General features: G+C 58.0%; 17 protein-coding genes, 1 tRNA gene, 1 pseudogene and 1 riboswitch. Of the genes and pseudogenes, 6 read left to right on the top strand and 13 right to left on the bottom strand.

Annotation, left to right across the window (positions count from 1 at the left end; translation table 11 throughout):
- Window positions 1–2 precede the first annotated feature (2 nt).
- Window positions 3–1,073: an ABC transporter ATP-binding protein gene (locus tag C7476_RS01475; protein WP_114428131.1), complete on the top strand. Its 1,071-nt coding sequence runs from the start codon at window positions 3–5 to the stop codon at window positions 1,071–1,073.
- Between the two features lie 348 nt (window positions 1,074–1,421).
- Here C7476_RS01475 and C7476_RS01470 read toward each other — a convergent pair whose 3' ends face one another.
- The 7 genes from C7476_RS01470 to C7476_RS01440 all read right to left on the bottom strand — a co-directional run bounded on the left by C7476_RS01470 (window position 1,422) and on the right by C7476_RS01440 (window position 7,128).
- Window positions 1,422–1,766, bottom strand: coding sequence for a cupin domain-containing protein (locus C7476_RS01470; protein WP_114428130.1), 345 nt, complete (start codon window positions 1,764–1,766; stop codon window positions 1,422–1,424).
- A gap of 2 nt (window positions 1,767–1,768) precedes the next feature.
- Window positions 1,769–2,530, bottom strand: coding sequence for a 2-dehydro-3-deoxy-D-gluconate 5-dehydrogenase KduD (kduD, locus tag C7476_RS01465; RefSeq protein WP_114428129.1), 762 nt, complete (start codon window positions 2,528–2,530; stop codon window positions 1,769–1,771).
- Entirely contained in the window at window positions 2,527–3,360 is an 834-nt protein-coding gene (gene kduI, locus C7476_RS01460) for a 5-dehydro-4-deoxy-D-glucuronate isomerase (RefSeq protein WP_114428128.1), read from the bottom strand. Before kduI ends, kduD begins: the two co-directional genes overlap by 4 nt.
- Entirely contained in the window at window positions 3,357–4,160 is an 804-nt protein-coding gene (locus tag C7476_RS01455; RefSeq protein WP_114428532.1) for a FadR/GntR family transcriptional regulator, read from the bottom strand. The genes kduI and C7476_RS01455 overlap by 4 nt, the downstream gene beginning before the upstream one ends.
- A 9-nt stretch (window positions 4,161–4,169) precedes the next feature.
- On the bottom strand, window positions 4,170–5,450 hold the full coding sequence (locus C7476_RS01450; protein ID WP_114428127.1) for a TRAP transporter large permease: 1,281 nt from the start codon (window positions 5,448–5,450) through the stop codon (window positions 4,170–4,172).
- 4 nt (window positions 5,451–5,454) lie between these two features.
- Window positions 5,455–6,069, bottom strand: coding sequence for a TRAP transporter small permease (locus C7476_RS01445; RefSeq protein WP_114428126.1), 615 nt, complete (start codon window positions 6,067–6,069; stop codon window positions 5,455–5,457).
- 126 nt (window positions 6,070–6,195) lie between these two features.
- Complete coding sequence (locus C7476_RS01440) at window positions 6,196–7,128, bottom strand: TRAP transporter substrate-binding protein (RefSeq protein WP_425373936.1); 933 nt, start codon at window positions 7,126–7,128, stop codon at window positions 6,196–6,198.
- Between the two features lie 136 nt (window positions 7,129–7,264).
- On the opposite strand from C7476_RS01440, the gene C7476_RS28015 reads away from it, so the two are divergent.
- Both C7476_RS28015 and ftsZ read left to right on the top strand, forming a co-directional pair.
- A complete protein-coding gene (locus tag C7476_RS28015) occupies window positions 7,265–7,438 on the top strand; it encodes a hypothetical protein (RefSeq protein ID WP_181872313.1) in 174 nt (57 codons plus the stop codon).
- Window positions 7,439–7,765: 327 nt separating this feature from the next.
- Window positions 7,766–8,737 (top strand): annotated as a pseudogene (gene ftsZ / locus C7476_RS01430) (cell division protein FtsZ); the annotation flags it as partial.
- Between the two features lie 377 nt (window positions 8,738–9,114).
- Here the strand turns inward: ftsZ and C7476_RS01425 are convergent.
- Both C7476_RS01425 and C7476_RS01420 read right to left on the bottom strand, forming a co-directional pair.
- Window positions 9,115–9,188: transfer RNA gene (locus tag C7476_RS01425), tRNA-Gly, on the bottom strand.
- 53 nt (window positions 9,189–9,241) lie between these two features.
- A complete protein-coding gene (locus C7476_RS01420; protein ID WP_114428122.1) occupies window positions 9,242–10,333 on the bottom strand; it encodes a 2'-deoxycytidine 5'-triphosphate deaminase in 1,092 nt (363 codons plus the stop codon).
- 83 nt (window positions 10,334–10,416) lie between these two features.
- Window positions 10,417–10,496, top strand: a riboswitch (SAM riboswitch).
- Window positions 10,497–10,558: 62 nt separating this feature from the next.
- Here C7476_RS01420 and C7476_RS01415 point away from each other — a divergent pair.
- Complete coding sequence (locus C7476_RS01415; protein ID WP_114428531.1) at window positions 10,559–11,752, top strand: O-succinylhomoserine sulfhydrylase; 1,194 nt, start codon at window positions 10,559–10,561, stop codon at window positions 11,750–11,752.
- A gap of 4 nt (window positions 11,753–11,756) precedes the next feature.
- Here C7476_RS01415 and C7476_RS01410 read toward each other — a convergent pair whose 3' ends face one another.
- Window positions 11,757–12,092, bottom strand: coding sequence for an MmcQ/YjbR family DNA-binding protein (locus C7476_RS01410; RefSeq protein WP_114428121.1), 336 nt, complete (start codon window positions 12,090–12,092; stop codon window positions 11,757–11,759).
- A gap of 148 nt (window positions 12,093–12,240) precedes the next feature.
- Here C7476_RS01410 and apaG point away from each other — a divergent pair, with 148 nt between their 5' ends.
- Together apaG and C7476_RS01400 are read left to right on the top strand one after the other, a co-directional pair.
- Entirely contained in the window at window positions 12,241–12,633 is a 393-nt protein-coding gene (apaG, locus tag C7476_RS01405; RefSeq protein ID WP_114428120.1) for a Co2+/Mg2+ efflux protein ApaG, read from the top strand.
- On the top strand, window positions 12,633–12,929 hold the full coding sequence (locus C7476_RS01400; RefSeq protein WP_114428119.1) for a hypothetical protein: 297 nt from the start codon (window positions 12,633–12,635) through the stop codon (window positions 12,927–12,929). The genes apaG and C7476_RS01400 overlap by 1 nt, the downstream gene beginning before the upstream one ends.
- Window positions 12,930–12,933: 4 nt before the next feature.
- Here C7476_RS01400 and C7476_RS01395 read toward each other — a convergent pair whose 3' ends face one another.
- From C7476_RS01395 to C7476_RS01385, 3 genes are read right to left on the bottom strand one after another with little or no spacing between them, the layout of a single operon-like run.
- Entirely contained in the window at window positions 12,934–13,938 is a 1,005-nt protein-coding gene (locus tag C7476_RS01395; protein WP_245426013.1) for an Hsp33 family molecular chaperone, read from the bottom strand.
- Window positions 13,931–14,869, bottom strand: a complete 939-nt coding sequence (gene argF / locus C7476_RS01390; RefSeq protein WP_181872312.1) for an ornithine carbamoyltransferase — start codon at window positions 14,867–14,869, stop codon at window positions 13,931–13,933. Before argF ends, C7476_RS01395 begins: the two co-directional genes overlap by 8 nt.
- Window positions 14,870–14,880: 11 nt before the next feature.
- Complete coding sequence (locus tag C7476_RS01385; RefSeq protein ID WP_114428117.1) at window positions 14,881–16,086, bottom strand: aspartate aminotransferase family protein; 1,206 nt, start codon at window positions 16,084–16,086, stop codon at window positions 14,881–14,883.
- Window positions 16,087–16,523: the final 437 nt, after the last annotated feature.

The following is a 16,523-nucleotide window of genomic DNA, read 5'->3' as shown; positions in this document are numbered from 1 at the left end:
GAATGATGCTCCAGATCGAAATCGACCACCTGAACAAGCATTATGGCGGGTTCCATGCGCTCAAGGACATCAACATTTCCATCAAACAGGGCTCGTTCGTCGCCCTCGTAGGTCCTTCCGGTTGCGGCAAATCCACTTTGCTGCGCACCCTCGCCGGCCTCGAGAAAACCAGCTCCGGCGATGTCCGGATTGCCGGACAGAGCGTCATTGGCAAACCGCCGCGTGAGCGCGATGTCGCCATGGTATTCCAGTCCTACGCGCTCTACCCGCACATGGATGTCGAGCATAATATGAACTATTCCATGCGCCTGAGGCGTCGTCCGAAGGAAGAAATCGCGGAGCGCACGCGAACCGCTGCAGAAACCCTCGGCCTTGGCAATCTTTTGGATCGCCTGCCCAAGGCGCTGTCGGGCGGTCAACGACAACGTGTTGCGATGGGTCGCGCCATTGTGCGCAATCCGAAAGTGTTCCTGTTCGATGAGCCTCTCTCCAATCTCGATGCGGCGCTTCGCGTCCATATGCGCGGCGAGATACGCAAGCTGCATGAGCGCCTGAACGCGACGTCGGTCTACGTCACGCACGATCAGGTCGAGGCGATGACCATGGCCGATCACGTCGTCGTTATGCGTGCCGGAGTTGTCGAGCAGCAAGGCAGTCCGCTTGATCTGTATGACCGGCCGGCGAACAGGTTTGTCGCCGGTTTCATCGGTTCACCGGCGATGAACTTCCTGCCTGCGGCCGCGGCTAGCAACGGTGCTCTGGTGCTCGATAACGATGGTACACAGCAAATTGGTTTGAACCGCGGCATGACTCATGGTCGTCAACTCTGGATTGGCATGCGGCCCGAACATCTTTCCCTGAAGCCCTGCGTGAACGACATGGCCATTGATGCGACCGTCACCGGCATCGAGTCGACGGGAAGCATGACCTTCGTGGTTTTGGAGGTCGCATCGCAGCCAGTTGTTCTCGCCCACGGCGGCAGGCCCGAAACTCGCAAAGGTGACCAGGTCCGCTTGCATATCTCCTTGGATGATCTGCATCTGTTCGATCGCGAAACAGAGCTGGCGGCATAGTGGTCCAGCAGTTTTTATCGACAGGCGATCCTTGTCCGTGATGCCCAGATCATGAAGGCACCGCCGTCAAGGCAAGCCACCTGAGCATATCCTCGTCTGTGGTGGTTCCGCAGCATGATTGCTTTTCTGAACGCAGCCACCGGCGGCAGGGGTACCCAATACCACTGGTATGCTCTGGCCCTACTTTTTTGTTGCTTTCGTTCGACGAATTCGTAGGCATTCATGGGTCTCGACCGGGAAAACCCATGAGCGTTAATCGCGACACGCATGTGCGTCTATTCACTCCTGCATCATCGGCGTTCCTTTGCTGGAGGCGGTTACACGGCGTCGGGCCTCCTCCCGGCCGGATCACGTCGTCAGGAAATCAGCGCGATGCGGGGTGAAGCAATCGACGAGGCGGCCTTTTTCCAGCGCCCTTACCCCATGTTGGAGGCCGGAAGGCACAATGAAGCTGTCGCCGACCCGCAAGGTCTCGGTGCGGCCATCGATCGTCACTTCGAAGGAACCTTCGGCAACGTAGCTCGACTGCACGTGCGGGTGGGAATGCAACCAACCCTCGCCGCCCTTTTCGAAGGCGAATTCCACCATCATCAATTCGTCCGTGTAGCAGGCGATGCGGCGTCGGTTGCCGTCGGGCGTTGTGTCCCACTCGCCCTCGGACGCACGCACGAAAATGTTTGTTCCCTCGGTCATGATCACCTCGCAAGCCAGCCGCCGTCGACGGGAATGACGGCGCCGTGCATATAGTTGGACGCGCGCGCAAGCAGGAATACCGCCGCGTCGCCGATGTCATCGGCCACACCCCAGCGGCCCGCCGGAATGCGCTCGAGAATGGACTTGCTCCGGTCCGGGTCGTTGCGCAAGGCCTCCGTGTTGTTGGTCTCGATATAGCCCGGCGCGATCGCGTTGACGTTGATGCCCTTTGCCGCCCATTCGTTGGCAAGCAGTCGTGTGATGCCGACGACGCCATGCTTCGAAGCTGTATACGACGGCACGCGGATGCCGCCCTGGAAGGAGAGGAGCGAGGCTATGTTGACTATGCGCCCCGCTCGTTCTGCCGCGATGCAGGCGCGGCCATAAGCTTGCGAAAGGAAGAACAGCGACTTCAGGTTCACCTTCATCACGTCGTCCCAGTCTTCTTCGGTGAAGTCGACGCTGTCGGCGCGGCGAATGATGCCGGCATTGTTAACGAGGCCGTCGAGCGGGCCGGCCGCCATCAGGTCGTTCAGCATGGCGACCGCGGCCGTCGTGTCGGCAAGGTCAACCCTTACCGCGAGGAAGCTCACGCCTTCGCCCTCGACCAGCTTCGCCGTCTGGTCCATCGTCGACCGGCCGATGCCGACCACCGCGCCGCCGGCCCGCGCGACGGCGACGGCCAGACCCTGCCCGATGCCCGTATTGGCGCCGGTGACGGCGATGCGCTTGCCCGCGAGGCTGAATGCGGAAAGATCTGTCACCGCATGTCCCCCATCGCGACGGGATCCACATCGGTGTAGTCAACATTGTCACCGGCCATCGCCCAGATGAAGGCATAGTTGGATGTACCGCAGCCCGAATGGATCGACCAAGCGGGGGAAAGCACCGCCTCCTCGTTGGCCATGATGATGTGGCGGGTCTCCGACGGTTCGCCCATGAAGTGGAAGACCCGCGCCGTCTCGGCGAGATCGAAGTAGAGATAGGCCTCCATGCGGCGGTCGTGGACATGGGCAGGCATGGTATTCCAGACCGAGCCCTTGGCGAGTTGCGTCATGCCGACCACGAGTTGGCAGGTTTCGATCGAGGTGGTGAATTGATAGATGGAACGCTCGTTGGAGGTCTCCTGACCGCCGAGGTCGAGGCGCTTGGCCATGTCGAGCGTGATGAGTCGCGTCGGGCACTTGCGGTGCGCCGGCGCGCACAGGAGGTAGAATTTCGCCGGTCTGTCGGCACTGGTGGAGGAAAAGGCCACCTCTTCGCCGAGCCCGACATAGAGCATGTCGCGGGTACCGAGCCGGTGTTGCTCGCCGCTCACCAGGACCGTGCCTTCGCCGCCGACATTGACAACGACGAGTTCGCGGCGCTCCAGGAAGGAGGACGTGCCGATTGACTTGATCGTCTCCAGCGTCAGCGGGTCGCGCCCGGGAACCGCGCCACCGACAATCATGCGGTCGTAATGGGTATAGGTGACGCTGATCCTGCCCGGCTCGAAGAGATTGCCAATGTGGAAGTGGTGTCGCAGCTCGTCCGTGCCCATGGCGGCGGCGGCGGAGGGATCTATCGCGAAACGGGAGGTGGATTCGATACTCATTTCAGCTTTGCCTTCGGTTGGGAAATGTCGGAGCGCGTCACTGCCGACGTGCCTTGATGGTAGCCCGCCTGTTGGCCGGAAAGGCGTTGACGGTAGCGATCCCGCGCAGCCTGAAGATGTGCACGCATCGCGGCGCGCGCTGCGTCCGCATCACCGGCAGAAATTGCCTTGAGGACGCGCAGATGCTCGCGCTGCAGGCCGTGCAGATATTCGTACGAGAGGACTTCGACCGAATACAATGGGGAATTGCGGTCGCATGGAATGGTCCGATCCCCGAGTGCATCCAGGATTTCGACATAGAACGGATTGTTGGTCGCAGCGGCAATTTCTCTATGGAAAGCGAAGTCCGCCTTGCCGGTCGGCTCGTCGTTTTTCAGCAGCCGCTCAAACTCGAAGAACGCCTCCTGGATGCGCGCCTCCTGAGAGGGGCTCCGGCGCTGAGCGGCTAGGCCGGCGCTCTCGATCTCGATGCCCATGCGCACTTCCAGTACGTTAACGGCTTGGCTGATCCGGTTGCCAATGTCAGCGGTGATGGCGCTGATCCTGCGGGTCGGATGATCGAGCACAAAGACGCCCGCGCCGTGCCGCGCCTCTATCAGGCCTTCGGCGGCAAGCACCGCCACTGCTTCCCGCACCACTGTGCGGCTCACACCGAAGATGCCGGTCATGCGTGCCTCGGTGGGAAGCTTCTCGCCGACCTGGAAATCCCCGCCGAGAATCTGGCCGCGCAGCGTCTGCACAACCGTCTCGAAGAGCTTCGGCCTCCGCTCGATCCTTACATCCGTCAGATTTCCCGTCATGTCCATTCCCTACTTGAAGACGCCCGGTAGCCAAAGCGACAGGGCCGGTATATACGTGACCAGCATCAGCACGACGATGCCCGCGCCATAGAATGGCCAGATCGAACGCATGGCCTCCCACACGGATATCTTGCCAACGGCGCAGGCGACAAACTGGACCCCTCCGACAGGCGGTGTATTGAGGCCAAGGCCGTAATTCAGGATCATGATCACGCCGAAATGGATCGGGTCGACGCCATAGGCACTGGCGACGGGCAGAAAGATCGGCGTGGTGATAATGATGGTCGGCCCCATGTCCATGAACGTGCCGAGGACCAGCATAACCACATTTAGAAGCAGCAGGATCATGATCGGGTTTTCGGAGAGCGTCTGCATCCAGGCGACGAGTGTCGCCGGAACCCGGAGGAACGCCATCAGCCAGGAGAAGGCCGCCGCGCAGCCGATGATGAGGAGCACCATGGCCGTGGTGCGCACGGCCCCCATGGTGGCGTGGACGAAGTCGCGCCATGTCAGTTGGCGGTAAACGAAGACCGTGATCGCGAGCGCGTAGATGACCGCAATGCAGGAGCTTTCGGTCGCCGTGAAGATGCCCGAGCGCACACCGCCGAAGATGATGGCGATCAAGAGCAGGCCGGGAACGGCGACGGCCAGCAAATGCAGGGCTACCATCACGCCGGGAAAGGGCTCGGTCGGGTAACCGCGGCTGCGGGCAACGATGTAGGCGGTTACCATGAGAACTGCGGCGAACAGCAATCCCGGAACGATGCCGGCAGTGAAGAGATCAGCGATGGAGATCTTGCCGCCGGCCGATATCGAATAGATGATCATGTTGTGCGAGGGCGGCAGGAGCAGCGCGATCAGCGCCGCCATCGAGGTAACGTTGACCGCATAGTCGGCGCCGTAGCCGCGCGCCTTCATCTGCGGGATCATCAGACCGCCGACAGCGGCCGCTTCTGCGACCGCCGAACCGGAAATGCCGCCGAACAGCGTGGAAGTCAGGATATTGACCTGGCCAAGCCCGCCGCGCAGGTGGCCGACGATCGCCGCCGCGAAGGCGACGATACGCCCTGCAATGCCGCCGCGCACCATCAGATCACCAGAATAGATGAAGAAGGGGATGGCGAGCATGGAGAAGACGCTCATACCAGAATTCATGCGCTGGAAGACGACGAGTGGCGGCAGGCCCATGTAGAGGACCGTCGCGAAGCTCGACACGCCTAGGCAGAATGCGATGGGCGTGCCGATCAGCATCAGCAGCGTGAAGGTGCCGAACAATATCCAGAGTTCCATCGCGTCAGTCCTTCTTGCCGTGGCTGCGGGCATCCGCGCGGACAAAGTTGGCGGCATCCCGTCGAATGTCCGTGATATTCTCAAGCTCAACTGCGATCTCGGTCGGCGCCATTTCATCAAGCGCCTCGTCTATGGGCGCGCCGAGCGCTCTGATGGCAATGCGCTCGATCGAGAACAGCGCGATCAGAAACCCGCCGCCGATGAGCGGCACATAGTCCCATGCACCTGATATACCGAGGGCCGGCAGCGTCGTGGCGAAAGTCAACCCGACCAGGTTGCCGCCGTACCACATCATGCCCAGCCCAAAGGAGAAGATGACGATGTCGGAGATCATGCGCAGCCACTTCTTGCCGGTTGGCGGCAGGAGGTAGAGCAGCACGTCGAAACCCATATGGTTGTTCTCCCGCACGCCGACGGCAGCGCCGAGGAAGATGAACCAGCTCATCAGGATAACGGCACCGGGTTCGGTCCAACTCGGGGAGTCGTTGAGAATGTAGCGGCAGAAGACCTGCCAGGCGACGATGGTCGTCATGGCGACGAGCCCGGCGCCGGCGGTGTAAAGGACCGCCGTGCTGAGCTTCGACAGCAGGGGCAGGCCCGATCTCAGTTCCGTGGACATAGGGTTTGGCGTCTCCTGGGCCTCCCGACTTGGCGGAAGTTCGGACCGGGGGTCCGCGCCAACGCCGCGAAGGACGGAGCCACCCCTGGTACCGGCGGACCGGACGCGGGGCGGCGATGTTTGCACTTACTGAACTGCCCGCACGTCATCGACGAGTTTCTTGAGAACTTCGTCGGGGATGTGCTTGTCGTAGACCGGCTTCATCGCGTCGATGAAGTCCTGTTTGTCCACCTCGTTGATTTCGGCACCGACCTTTTCCGCGGTCGCACGTGATTCTGCGGTCTTGGCAGTCCACAATTCGCGCTGCTTTGCAACGCTGTCCTTGGCCGCCTGCCGGAAGATTGCCTGGTCCTCGGGCGTTAGCTTGTCGAAGGCTGCCTTGTTCATCACGAACACTTCGGGAAGGATCGTATGCTCGTCCATCGAGTAATACTTGGCAACTTCATAGTGCTTGGCGGTGTCGTAGCTCGGAAAATTGTTCTCCGCTCCGTCGATTACTGTCGTCTCGATCGAGGAGTAGACTTCGCCGTAGGGCATCGGTGTGGCGTTCGCGCCGAGCGCGGTCGTCATGTCGACGAAGATGTCGGACTGGATCACGCGAAACTTAAGTCCCTTCATGTCCTCGACCTTCTTGATCGGCCTCTTCGAATTATAGAAGGAGCGCGCGCCGGCATCATAGAAGGCGAGCGCCACGAGGCCTACCGGCTCGAAGGCCGCCTTGATCTGGTCGCCGATCGGACCGTCCATGACTTTGTGCATATGGTCTTCCGAGCGGAAGATATAGGGCAGCGCCGGCACGATGGTTTCTTTCACCGTGCCGTTAAATGGCGCCATGGAGACGCGGTTCAGCTCGATGACGCCGGAACGGACCTGCTCAATCGTGTCCTTTTCTTCTCCAAGCTGGGCCGAGTGGTAGACCTCGACGGAATAGCGTCCGCCCGTACGTTCCTTGACGAGTTCGCCGAAGTATTTGACGCCCTCGACCGTTGGATAGCCATCCGGATGCGTATCGGACGACTTCAAAACCGTTTGTGCCGACGCTGTACCCAGCATGAGCATGGACGCGAGCGCGACCCCCTTCCAGAGTTCGGTGATATGCAACATTTTTCTCCTCCAGTTGGCGGGCGTTGCGCCCGCTGTTGCGGCTATGAATTCACAATTTGTATGACCTCGTTGCGAGGTCGCAGCCAGACGCATGAGCGAGTCCATCGGCCTCGCCTTCCGCAATTGGCGTTCGGCGATGAAACACGCAGGAACGGCGCGTGCCTTCGGGACTGTCGAGCATAAAGAGATTGTCGAGACGCGGATCGGTATGCCTGTGCCGGCTGATGGTCGGAAATCCTTCACGACTCGTGCTCCGCCGCACTGACGCGGGGTCGACGGACAGCAGCATATCCGGGGCAATAAGGATCATTTGTCAGCCGCTCCTCCTTCGGCTGGACTAATGGGTAGGGCTATTCAGAGATCATGTCAACATACAAAAAAACATCAGTTGTATGATGTCTTTTACCCGGCAAAGTTCCGAGGCAATCGTCGGCGTCAGAGTGAGGCAACGGTTGCGTCGACGACGCTTGTCTGATTCATATCTCTTGCTCGGGATGAGTTGAGTCGATTTGATTCGTTTTCGGTATTCCATCCGGCAATCCTGTCCCGTGCCAACTATGCCAGTTCACTGCAGGCAAGGAAGGACGAAGTGATGTCGAGCAACCCCAAGCATCCGGAAATCACCGAGATGAAGCCGAATATTACTGTAATTGGTGTCGGCGGCGGCGGCGGCAATGCCGTTAACAACATGATCCGCGAGGGGCTTCAGGGAACGGAATTCGTGGTCGCGAACACCGATGCCCAGGCACTGACCATGTCGAAGGCTGGCCGCTTGATACAGCTCGGTGTGAATGTAACGCAGGGCCTTGGAGCCGGGTCGCAAGCAGAAATCGGAAGAGCCGCGGCTGAGGAAAGCATCGATGAGATTATGGACCATCTCAACGGTACCCATATGTGTTTTGTAACCGCCGGTATGGGGGGTGGAACCGGGACAGGCGCTGCTCCCGTGATCGCACGGGCAGCACGCGATGCCGGCATATTGACGGTTGCTGTCGTGACGAAGCCATTCAACTTCGAAGGGACGCGCCGCATGAAGTTCGCAGAAGACGGGCTCAAACTGCTGCGGGACAGTGCCGATACGCTTATCGTAATACCAAACCAGAATCTTTTCCGTGTTGCTGATGCGTCGACCACGTTCGCTGACGCTTTCGCGACTGCGGACCGCGTCCTTTATTCCGGTGTTGCCTGCATAACAGATCTCATGATCCGCGAAGGACTAATCAATCTGGACTTTGCCGATGTTCGGGCGGTGATGCGCGACATGGGCCGCGCCATGATGGGTACCGGGCAGAGCTCAGGTACTGGTAGAGCGATAGCAGCGGCTGAAGCGGCCATTGCAAATCCGTTACTCGATGTCGCTTCGATGAAAGGAGCCAAGGGGGTCCTCGTTTCCATTTCTGGTGGCAGGGATATGACCCTGTTCGAAGTTGACGAGGCGGCCACGCGGATCCGCGAGGAAGTGGATGACGAAGCCAACATCATTCTGGGAGCCACGTTCGACAATGCTCTCGAAGGAACGTTCCGGGTTTCGGTTGTTGCTACTGGCATCGACCATGTTGATGGCGCAGACACAGTCGGCGCGTCGGGCAGCGGCAATGGGAACGTTTCGTTCTTGCCACGGCGCGCGCTCTAGCCGGTTTCCCGACCAGATTTGTAGTACTCGAATATTCGACACTGTCACGTAATTATGCATCTGCGTATTCGTATGCGGCGCCGAACTCGGCTCTTGCTGTGGATCGACATATGAGCAACCTGTCCATCACGACTGCGAACAAGCTTCGCGCCGCCTCGGACAAAACGCACCGCCCTTGCACTCCGCCGGCATCGCATGAATGAAGGAAGATCGAGTTCGGGGAATATTGGCTAAGCCCCTATCAGCAACGCAACCGCGAAAGAGCGGCGGCGGCGGTTCCACAAAACATCAGTAAATTCATTGAAGAATGGAGCGGGTGAAGGGAATCGAACCCTCGTATGCAGCTTGGGAAGCTGCCGTTCTACCATTGAACTACACCCGCATCTGCTTATCAATGTTCGTTGAAGCCCATTCTTGTCAAGCGTTCCCCGCGTATCATTTAAAGTGCTTTGACAATTTCAGGCCCTGTGCCTGGTAGTTGGAACCGAGGTCGGTTCCGTAAAGAGCGCGCGGGCGCTCCAGCATATGCTCATAGATCAGGCGTCCGACGATCTGACCATGTTCGAGAATGAACGGTACTTCATGGCTGCGCACCTCAAGGACTGCACGGCTGCCAGTTCCACCCGCAGCAGTATGGCCGAAACCCGGGTCGAAGAAACCGGCATAGTGGACTCGGAACTCTCCAACCAGCGGATCGAACGGGGTCATTTCTGCGGCATAGAGCGGCGGCACATGTACGGCCTCGCGCGAAACCAGAATATAGAACTCGTCGGGATCGAGCACCAGTTCGCGCGCCCCACGGTCATGGATCGGTTCCCAGAAATCAAGAAGGTCATGCACACCGCGTTTATCCACATCAACGACACCTGTATGATGTTTGCCGCGATAGCCGACAAGACCGTGCGCATCGCCAGTCAGATCGATTGACAGTGCAATACCCCCGCCGGAAATGTTGGGCGTTTCGGACGCGACCAAGATTTCCGCCGCATGCAAGGCCGTAAGTTCCACCTCTTCCAGCTGGGCGCGCCCGGTGCGAAAGCGGATTTGCGACAGGCGCGATCCGGTACGCGCCACGATCGGAAAGGTGCGCGGACTGACCTCAAGATAGAGCGGCCCGTGATAGCCTGCTGGCACTTTGTCAAATTCCTGCGCACCGTCGACGATGACGCGCGTGAAAATGTCGAGTCGACCGGTAGAACTTTTCGGGTTGGCGGAAGCAGAGACCTCTGGCGGGAGATGCAGGCTTTCCAGCAAGGGGACGATGTACACACAGCCCGTTTCAAGCACCGCACCTTCGGTCAGATCGATTTCATGCAGCTTGAGACGCTGGAGCTTATCGATAACGGCGGTTCCAGGCCCCGGCATAAAGCTGGCTCGGACGCGATAGGCTTTCGTACCAAGCCGCAGGTCAAGGCTAGCAGGCTGGATCTGATCATGATCGAAATCCCGCTCTGTCCTGAGCGCGCCCGCCTGATGCAGAGCCCTGATGCCGCTGTCCGCCAGAATACCTGCTTGATGTCTACTCATATCGATCGCCAAAACCTTACAGAAACATACAAAAGCTTTAGCGTCTCGCCCGGTTGACGCAAGCGCTTGAGAGGATTAAAGCAGTTTTATCCCGTGGTGATTTGGCCGGCCGGCTTGCAGCCACGTTAAATAATTTGCTAAAAGAGGCCCGGTTTCGTCCGGCCTTTTTGCGATTCACGCAAGGCCGGTTTTTTATTGGCCAGATTCTGGCAGATTGAGAAGACGATGACCGCGAACATCACCCGCAAGCTGCGCCCCGCAACCCAACTCGTCCATGCCGGAACGCTGCGTTCAGGCTTCGGAGAAACGTCCGAAGCGTTGTTCCTGACGCAAGGCTTTGTCTACCCCAGCGCCGAAGCCGCTGAAGCCCGTTTCAAAGGTGAGGAGCCGGGCTTCATCTATTCCCGCTATGCCAATCCGACAACGGACATGTTCGAGAAGCGCATGTGCGCATTGGAAGGCGCTGAAGATGCGCGTGCTACGGCGTCAGGCATGGCGGCTGTGGCAGCAGCCATCATCTGCCAGGTCAAGGCCGGCGACCACGTTCTGGCCGCAAGGGCGATGTTCGGCTCGTGTCGCTACATCATAGAAACGCTTCTGCCGCGCTATGGTGTTGATTTTACTTTGATAGATGGCTCGAAGATCGAGAATTGGCAAAACGCCATCCGTCCGAATACCAAGGTGCTGTTCCTGGAGAGCCCGACCAACCCCACACTGGAAGTCATCGATATTGCGGCGGTGGCACAGGTGGCCAATTCCGTCGGTGCCAAGCTCATCGTCGACAACGTCTTCGCGACGCCGCTCTTCCAGAAGCCGCTGGAACTCGGTGCCCATATCGTCGTCTATTCCACAACTAAACATATAGATGGACAAGGTCGTTGTCTTGGCGGCGTGATCCTTTCCGATAAGCAGTGGGTAGACGAAAATTTGCACGAATATTTCCGCCATACCGGCCCTGGTCTCAGCCCGTTCAACTCGTGGGTCATGCTGAAGGGTCTCGAAACGTTGACCGTGCGTGTGCGCCAGCAAACGCAAACCGCAGCAAAAATCGCCGATTTCCTTGCGGATCATCCGGCGATCTCTAAAGTAATTTATCCGGGACGTGCCGATCATCCACAGGCTGATATCATCGCCAAGCAGATGTCGGGCGGTTCAACCTTGATCGCCTTCGAAGTCAAGGGGGCCAAGAAGGCGACTTTCAATGTCGAGAATACCCTGGAGATCATCCAGATTTCCAACAATCTCGGCGATTCAAAGAGCCTGATCACCCATCCGACCACCACCACTCACAAGAATCTCACCGACGAGGCGCGCGCTGAGCTCGGTATTTCCGATGGTCTATTGCGGCTGTCAGTCGGGCTTGAAGATGCGGACGATCTGATCGAGGATCTCGATATCGCGTTGAAAGCGGCGGTGTAGAAGATTAGAGGACGTGCCGCGCGGAGACTGATTTCGGCGCGGCTCTCTTCCAGGCGATCGCCATGGCGTGGCGTACTGCTTCGGGATCGGCCCTGTCCAGAACGACATAAGTCGAACCGTTCTCGCCCCATCTACCCGGCACGGGCTCAAACATATCTTTCGACGTCTCACGAAAGAGGGATTGATCTTCCCGAGTGAGCAACAATACACCGCGCAGTTTCTCTGGGCGCAATGTTGCGAAGATTTTTCCATTCACCCTAAAATCGGTCGTGTTGAAATGACTTGCCTGAATAGTTTCAGGAAATGAAAGGGCCATTTCTGCGAATTCTTCGAGACTCATCAATAGAATTGCTTAGCTCCACCAAACGGCTTCATCTCTATATTAGCCAAAAATGCGCTGTTCACGAAGGATTTAAACCCAACTTTCTCTGGATGGTTGACGCGATGGCGCCGACCCGCGATATGAGGACAATAAACTGAGAGAAGGTATGTATAAAGCCATTACCCGCGATATAGAAGTAACCGTCGAACCGTTCTATCTGGAGGAGCAATCCAACCCGGAAGAGAACCGCTATGTTTGGGGATACCGCATTACCATCGCCAATGAGTCGGATTCTACTGTACAATTGCGTGCGCGCTACTGGAAAATCACCGATGGTAATGGCCACATGGAGGAAGTGCGCGGGCCGGGCGTCATCGGTGAACAACCTATTCTCAATCCCGGAGACTCCTTCCAATACTCCTCTGGTTGTCCGCTAACCACAACATCCGGCGTCATGGTCGGCCGCTATACAATGCAGACCGATAGTGGAGTACGCTTTGATGTCGAGATTCCAGCATTCTCACTTGACCTGCCCGACCAGTTACGCACATTGAACTGATGCAAGAAACAAATCGCACTCAATCGCCTTACATCAAGGCTTTGGCCTGCTCTGCCGTTGCCTTTGCTTTGGCCATAGGCGCACAGTTCCTGGGCTATACTCTGCCAAGTTTCACAACAAGAACGGAAGCTGTCAGCCAGCTGGTCGCGCTGGTGATGGTTCCCGGTCTCATCGTCGGCCTGCTGGCGAAGAAATCCACGAGAGAATGGCCGCTTTGGCTGATTGTCTGCGCATTCATCGCACTATTAATTGTGGTAACGATGGTTCACGAAGTAACCGCGCCAATGCGTGCCTGATTGCTCAATTCTTTGGCAAAAACTCTGCCGGATCGAATTCATATTCTGTCGAGCAAAATTCGCAGGTGACGCTAATCTTGCCATCCTCGATGCTGTCGGTAATCTCTTCAGCAGTGAAGCCAGACAGTACGCCGGCAATTTTCTCGCGTGAGCACGAGCAATCATCGTTCACCGGCACTGCGTCGAAAACACGGACGCCCCGCTCGTGGAACAAGCGGTATAGCAGGCGTTCGGCTCCCACTTGAGGATCGGTCAATTCCGAGCTTTCGATCGTCGCAACGAGTGCCTTGACTTCAGCCCAGTCATCGTCTTCGACAAGGTCGACTTCATCGTCGTCGTCGGATTCCGGCGCGTCACCCGCTGGTAGATCACGCTGACGCATGCGCAGTTCCGATTCAGGCAGGAACTGCACGATGAGCCCACCGGCGCGCCATTGCTCGACCGGTTTGCCGTCTTCGCCACGTTCGATCAGCTTTGCAACCGAAAGACGAAGGTCGGTAGGAATCTGCTCGGACTGGCGGAAATAGGTCTTGGCGATCTCTTCGAGGTTGGAGCCATCGAGCGCGACGATGCCCTGATACCGCTGGGTGTATTCGCCCTGATCGACGGTGAGTGCCAGTGTGCCGCCGCCCATCAACTCTACCGGAGAGAGCCGATTCTCAGCGATGGCTTCGGCCAAGCGCTCCTCGTCGTAGCGCGCGTAAGCGCGAACAGAATTCGGCGTGCGAAAGTCAACGACCAGCATGTCGACTGGGCCATCCGACTGCGATTGGAAGATGAATTTACCATCGAATTTCAACGATGTGCCGAGCAGTACGGTAAGGACGATCGCCTCCGCCAGAAGCTTCGCTACTGGCTCCGGATAGTCATGGCGGCTCAATATGTCGTCTAGTGTGGGTCCGAGCTGAACGGCACGCCCGCGCGCATCCAGTTCCTCGACCTGAAACGGAACCACGGCATCATCGCCAGCGAATACATATTCGTCAGTGCGAATGGAAGTATCAGGCATTAGGGCGGCCTCCTTCGAGGCACCAGGCAAGAATTGCCTTTTGTGCATGCAGACGGTTTTCCGCTTCGTCGAAGACGACGGAGTGCAGTCCATCGATGACGGAGTTGGTCACCTCCTCGCCGCGGTGTGCGGGAAGGCAATGCATGAACAAGGCATCAGGTGCGGCATGTTTGAGCAATGCGTCGTTGACCTGGTATGGCATGAACACGTTGTGACCGCGCGCACGGCCTTCCTGTCCCATCGATACCCAGGTATCGGTAACGATACAATCAACACCTTCGACGGCCGAAATTGGATCCGTCGTCAGTCTGATCCTGCCGCCAGCACGCTTGGCCCAATCGAGATATTTTCTATCCGGTTCGCTGCCTTCCGGCGTCGCGATGTTGAGATTGAAATCAAAACGCGCCGCCGCCTCGACGAGCGAGTGCAGCACATTGTTGCCGTCGCCTGTCCAGGCGAAAGTCCTGCCCTTCACCGCACCACGATGTTCTTCGAATGTCATGATATCGGCCATGATCTGGCACGGATGCGTGTCATCGGTCAGCGCATTGATCACGGGTACCGTGGCGTTTTCGGCCATCTCGGTCAGCCGTTCGTGCGTTGTTGTTCGCATCATGATGATGTCGACATAACGCGACAACACCTTTGCCGTGTCGGCAATGGTTTCGCTGCGGCCAAGCTGCATTTCCGATCCCGTTAGCATGATCGTCTCGCCGCCGAGCTGACGCATGCCCACATCGAAGGACACGCGCGTGCGGGTCGAAGGCTTGTCGAATATCATCGCCAGCACCTTGCCGGCAAAAGGTTTGTCGACATTGCCGGCCCTGAGGCGCGTTTTACGGGCGCGCGCGTCGTTGAGAATGTGCCGCAAATCACCAGACGAAAGCGCTGATATATCCGTAAAATGACGGAGGTCCTGTTTGATCATCATGAGACTCGTCTCTAAGCGCTTTTTAGTTTGGCTGTGACTGACAGACGCTCGGCTGCAGCTTCGATCCGCCCGAGGGCCTCGCGAGCATCCGCTTCGGTTGCAACCAGTGGTGGCAGAAGGCGGACGACGTTGTCGCCCGCACCGACGGTGAGCAAATGTTCGTCGCGCAGAGCTTGAACCATCGTGGTGTTTGGTACAGCACACTTCAGCCCAATCAGCAATCCGCGGCCGCGCACCTCGGAAATCGCTTCCGGATAGCGATCGGAAATTGAGGCCAGCCCCTGCTTCATGAACAGCGCAATCTGCTGCACATGCTCAAGGAAACCCTCTTCCAGAACGACGTCGAGAACTGCGTTGCCTACAGCCATGGCCAGCGGATTACCACCGTAGGTCGTGCCATGCACTCCGGCTGTCATACCCTTGGCGGCCTCGGCGGTCGCAAGACATGCACCGAGTGGAAAGCCACCACCAATACCTTTGGCGACGGCTAGGATGTCCGGCATGATGCCAGACCATTCGTGTGCGAAGAGCTTGCCCGTGCGGCCCATGCCTGTCTGAACCTCGTCAAGGATCAATAGCAAGCCGCGCTCGTCGCAGAGTTTGCGCAGCGCGCGCAGTTCCTCGTCCGGAACCGGACGCACACCGCCCTCGCCCTGAATCGGTTCAATCAATATGGCTGCGGTTTCGGGTCCAATTGCTGCCTTCAAAGCCTTTTCGTCGCCAAAAGCCACCTGATCAAAGCCTTCGACCTTTGGTCCAAAACCCTCAAGGTATTTCGGCTGACCACCAGCGGCAATCGTCGCCAGCGTACGGCCGTGGAAGGCGCCTTCAAACGTGATAATGCGGAACCGCTCAGGGTTACCGTTGACGTAGTGAAAGCGCCGCGCCGTCTTGATTGCGCATTCTAGCGCCTCTGCGCCGGAATTGGTGAAGAAGACCTTGTCGGCGAAGGTACTATCGACAAGGCGCTGGCCCAAGCGTTTCTGGCCCGGAATTTCATAGATGTTGGAGACATGCCACAACTTCTCAGCCTGGCTTTTCAAAGTCTCGACGAGGTGTGGATGCGCGTGGCCAAGCGAATTGACAGCGATACCGGCAGCGAAGTCAAGATAACGATCGCCGGCTTCGGTAATTAGCCACATGCCCTCGCCTCGCTCAAAGCGCAGATCCGCACGAGCATAAGTGTCGTAAAGCGGGTGCGCGTTTGCGTCCGTCATATCGTCAAGGGCCTCCAAAACCCAGTTGCCAACCTGCTGATTGCAAAGAAGAAATCGGCAGCGATGAAATCAAAAAGCCGCCCCACAATGCCATTTTTGGGGGCGGCCATACAATGGTAATATCGCCATTCGAACCTCGGTTGTCAAATGAACACTTTACAAGTCCTTCTCGGTGACCCGAGCTTTGGATGCATTTACGATTTCGTCCCTGCGACCTTAGCGAGCAGGCCCAAGCCGCTTAGCGGGTGTTTTTTTGCAACAGTTAGTGGCGCAAGTTGGGGAAAACCCCAAAAACCCTTACCCGTATGCCCGCCCGACTCTTGTCACAGAGTCATCCCATATTGTACGTTGGGAAACGAAATAGCTAGATTTCGTGCGGCGTCCTCGTCATCTGAATAGATATAGTATCAGGCCAATCTGGAGCAATCCAGATACGA

The organism is Phyllobacterium bourgognense (assembly GCF_003337575.1).
Lineage (GTDB): Bacteria > Pseudomonadota > Alphaproteobacteria > Rhizobiales > Rhizobiaceae > Phyllobacterium > Phyllobacterium bourgognense.
This window is presented reverse-complemented; position numbering and strand designations above follow the sequence as displayed.

What these genes read in the sequence shown, in the direction of transcription:
- kduI (WP_114428128.1), bottom strand. Translation starts at nt 3,360, where the DNA reads ATGAGTATCGAATCCACCTCCCGTTTCGCGATAGATCCCTCCGCCGCC.
- argF (WP_181872312.1), bottom strand. Translation starts at nt 14,869, where the DNA reads ATGATGATCAAACAGGACCTCCGTCATTTTACGGATATATCAGCGCTT.
- C7476_RS01400 (WP_114428119.1), top strand. Translation starts at nt 12,633, where the DNA reads ATGCAAGAAACAAATCGCACTCAATCGCCTTACATCAAGGCTTTGGCC.
- C7476_RS01455 (WP_114428532.1), bottom strand. Translation starts at nt 4,160, where the DNA reads ATGACGGGAAATCTGACGGATGTAAGGATCGAGCGGAGGCCGAAGCTC.
- C7476_RS28015 (WP_181872313.1), top strand. Translation starts at nt 7,265, where the DNA reads ATGAGCGAGTCCATCGGCCTCGCCTTCCGCAATTGGCGTTCGGCGATG.
- C7476_RS01410 (WP_114428121.1), bottom strand. Translation starts at nt 12,092, where the DNA reads ATGAGTCTCGAAGAATTCGCAGAAATGGCCCTTTCATTTCCTGAAACT.
- C7476_RS01385 (WP_114428117.1), bottom strand. Translation starts at nt 16,086, where the DNA reads ATGACGGACGCAAACGCGCACCCGCTTTACGACACTTATGCTCGTGCG.
- C7476_RS01420 (WP_114428122.1), bottom strand. Translation starts at nt 10,333, where the DNA reads ATGAGTAGACATCAAGCAGGTATTCTGGCGGACAGCGGCATCAGGGCT.
- C7476_RS01445 (WP_114428126.1), bottom strand. Translation starts at nt 6,069, where the DNA reads ATGTCCACGGAACTGAGATCGGGCCTGCCCCTGCTGTCGAAGCTCAGC.
- C7476_RS01470 (WP_114428130.1), bottom strand. Translation starts at nt 1,766, where the DNA reads ATGACCGAGGGAACAAACATTTTCGTGCGTGCGTCCGAGGGCGAGTGG.
- C7476_RS01475 (WP_114428131.1), top strand. Translation starts at nt 3, where the DNA reads ATGATGCTCCAGATCGAAATCGACCACCTGAACAAGCATTATGGCGGG.
- C7476_RS01395 (WP_245426013.1), bottom strand. Translation starts at nt 13,938, where the DNA reads ATGCCTGATACTTCCATTCGCACTGACGAATATGTATTCGCTGGCGAT.
- C7476_RS01450 (WP_114428127.1), bottom strand. Translation starts at nt 5,450, where the DNA reads ATGGAACTCTGGATATTGTTCGGCACCTTCACGCTGCTGATGCTGATC.
- apaG (WP_114428120.1), top strand. Translation starts at nt 12,241, where the DNA reads ATGTATAAAGCCATTACCCGCGATATAGAAGTAACCGTCGAACCGTTC.
- C7476_RS01415 (WP_114428531.1), top strand. Translation starts at nt 10,559, where the DNA reads ATGACCGCGAACATCACCCGCAAGCTGCGCCCCGCAACCCAACTCGTC.
- C7476_RS01440 (WP_425373936.1), bottom strand. Translation starts at nt 7,128, where the DNA reads ATGCTCATGCTGGGTACAGCGTCGGCACAAACGGTTTTGAAGTCGTCC.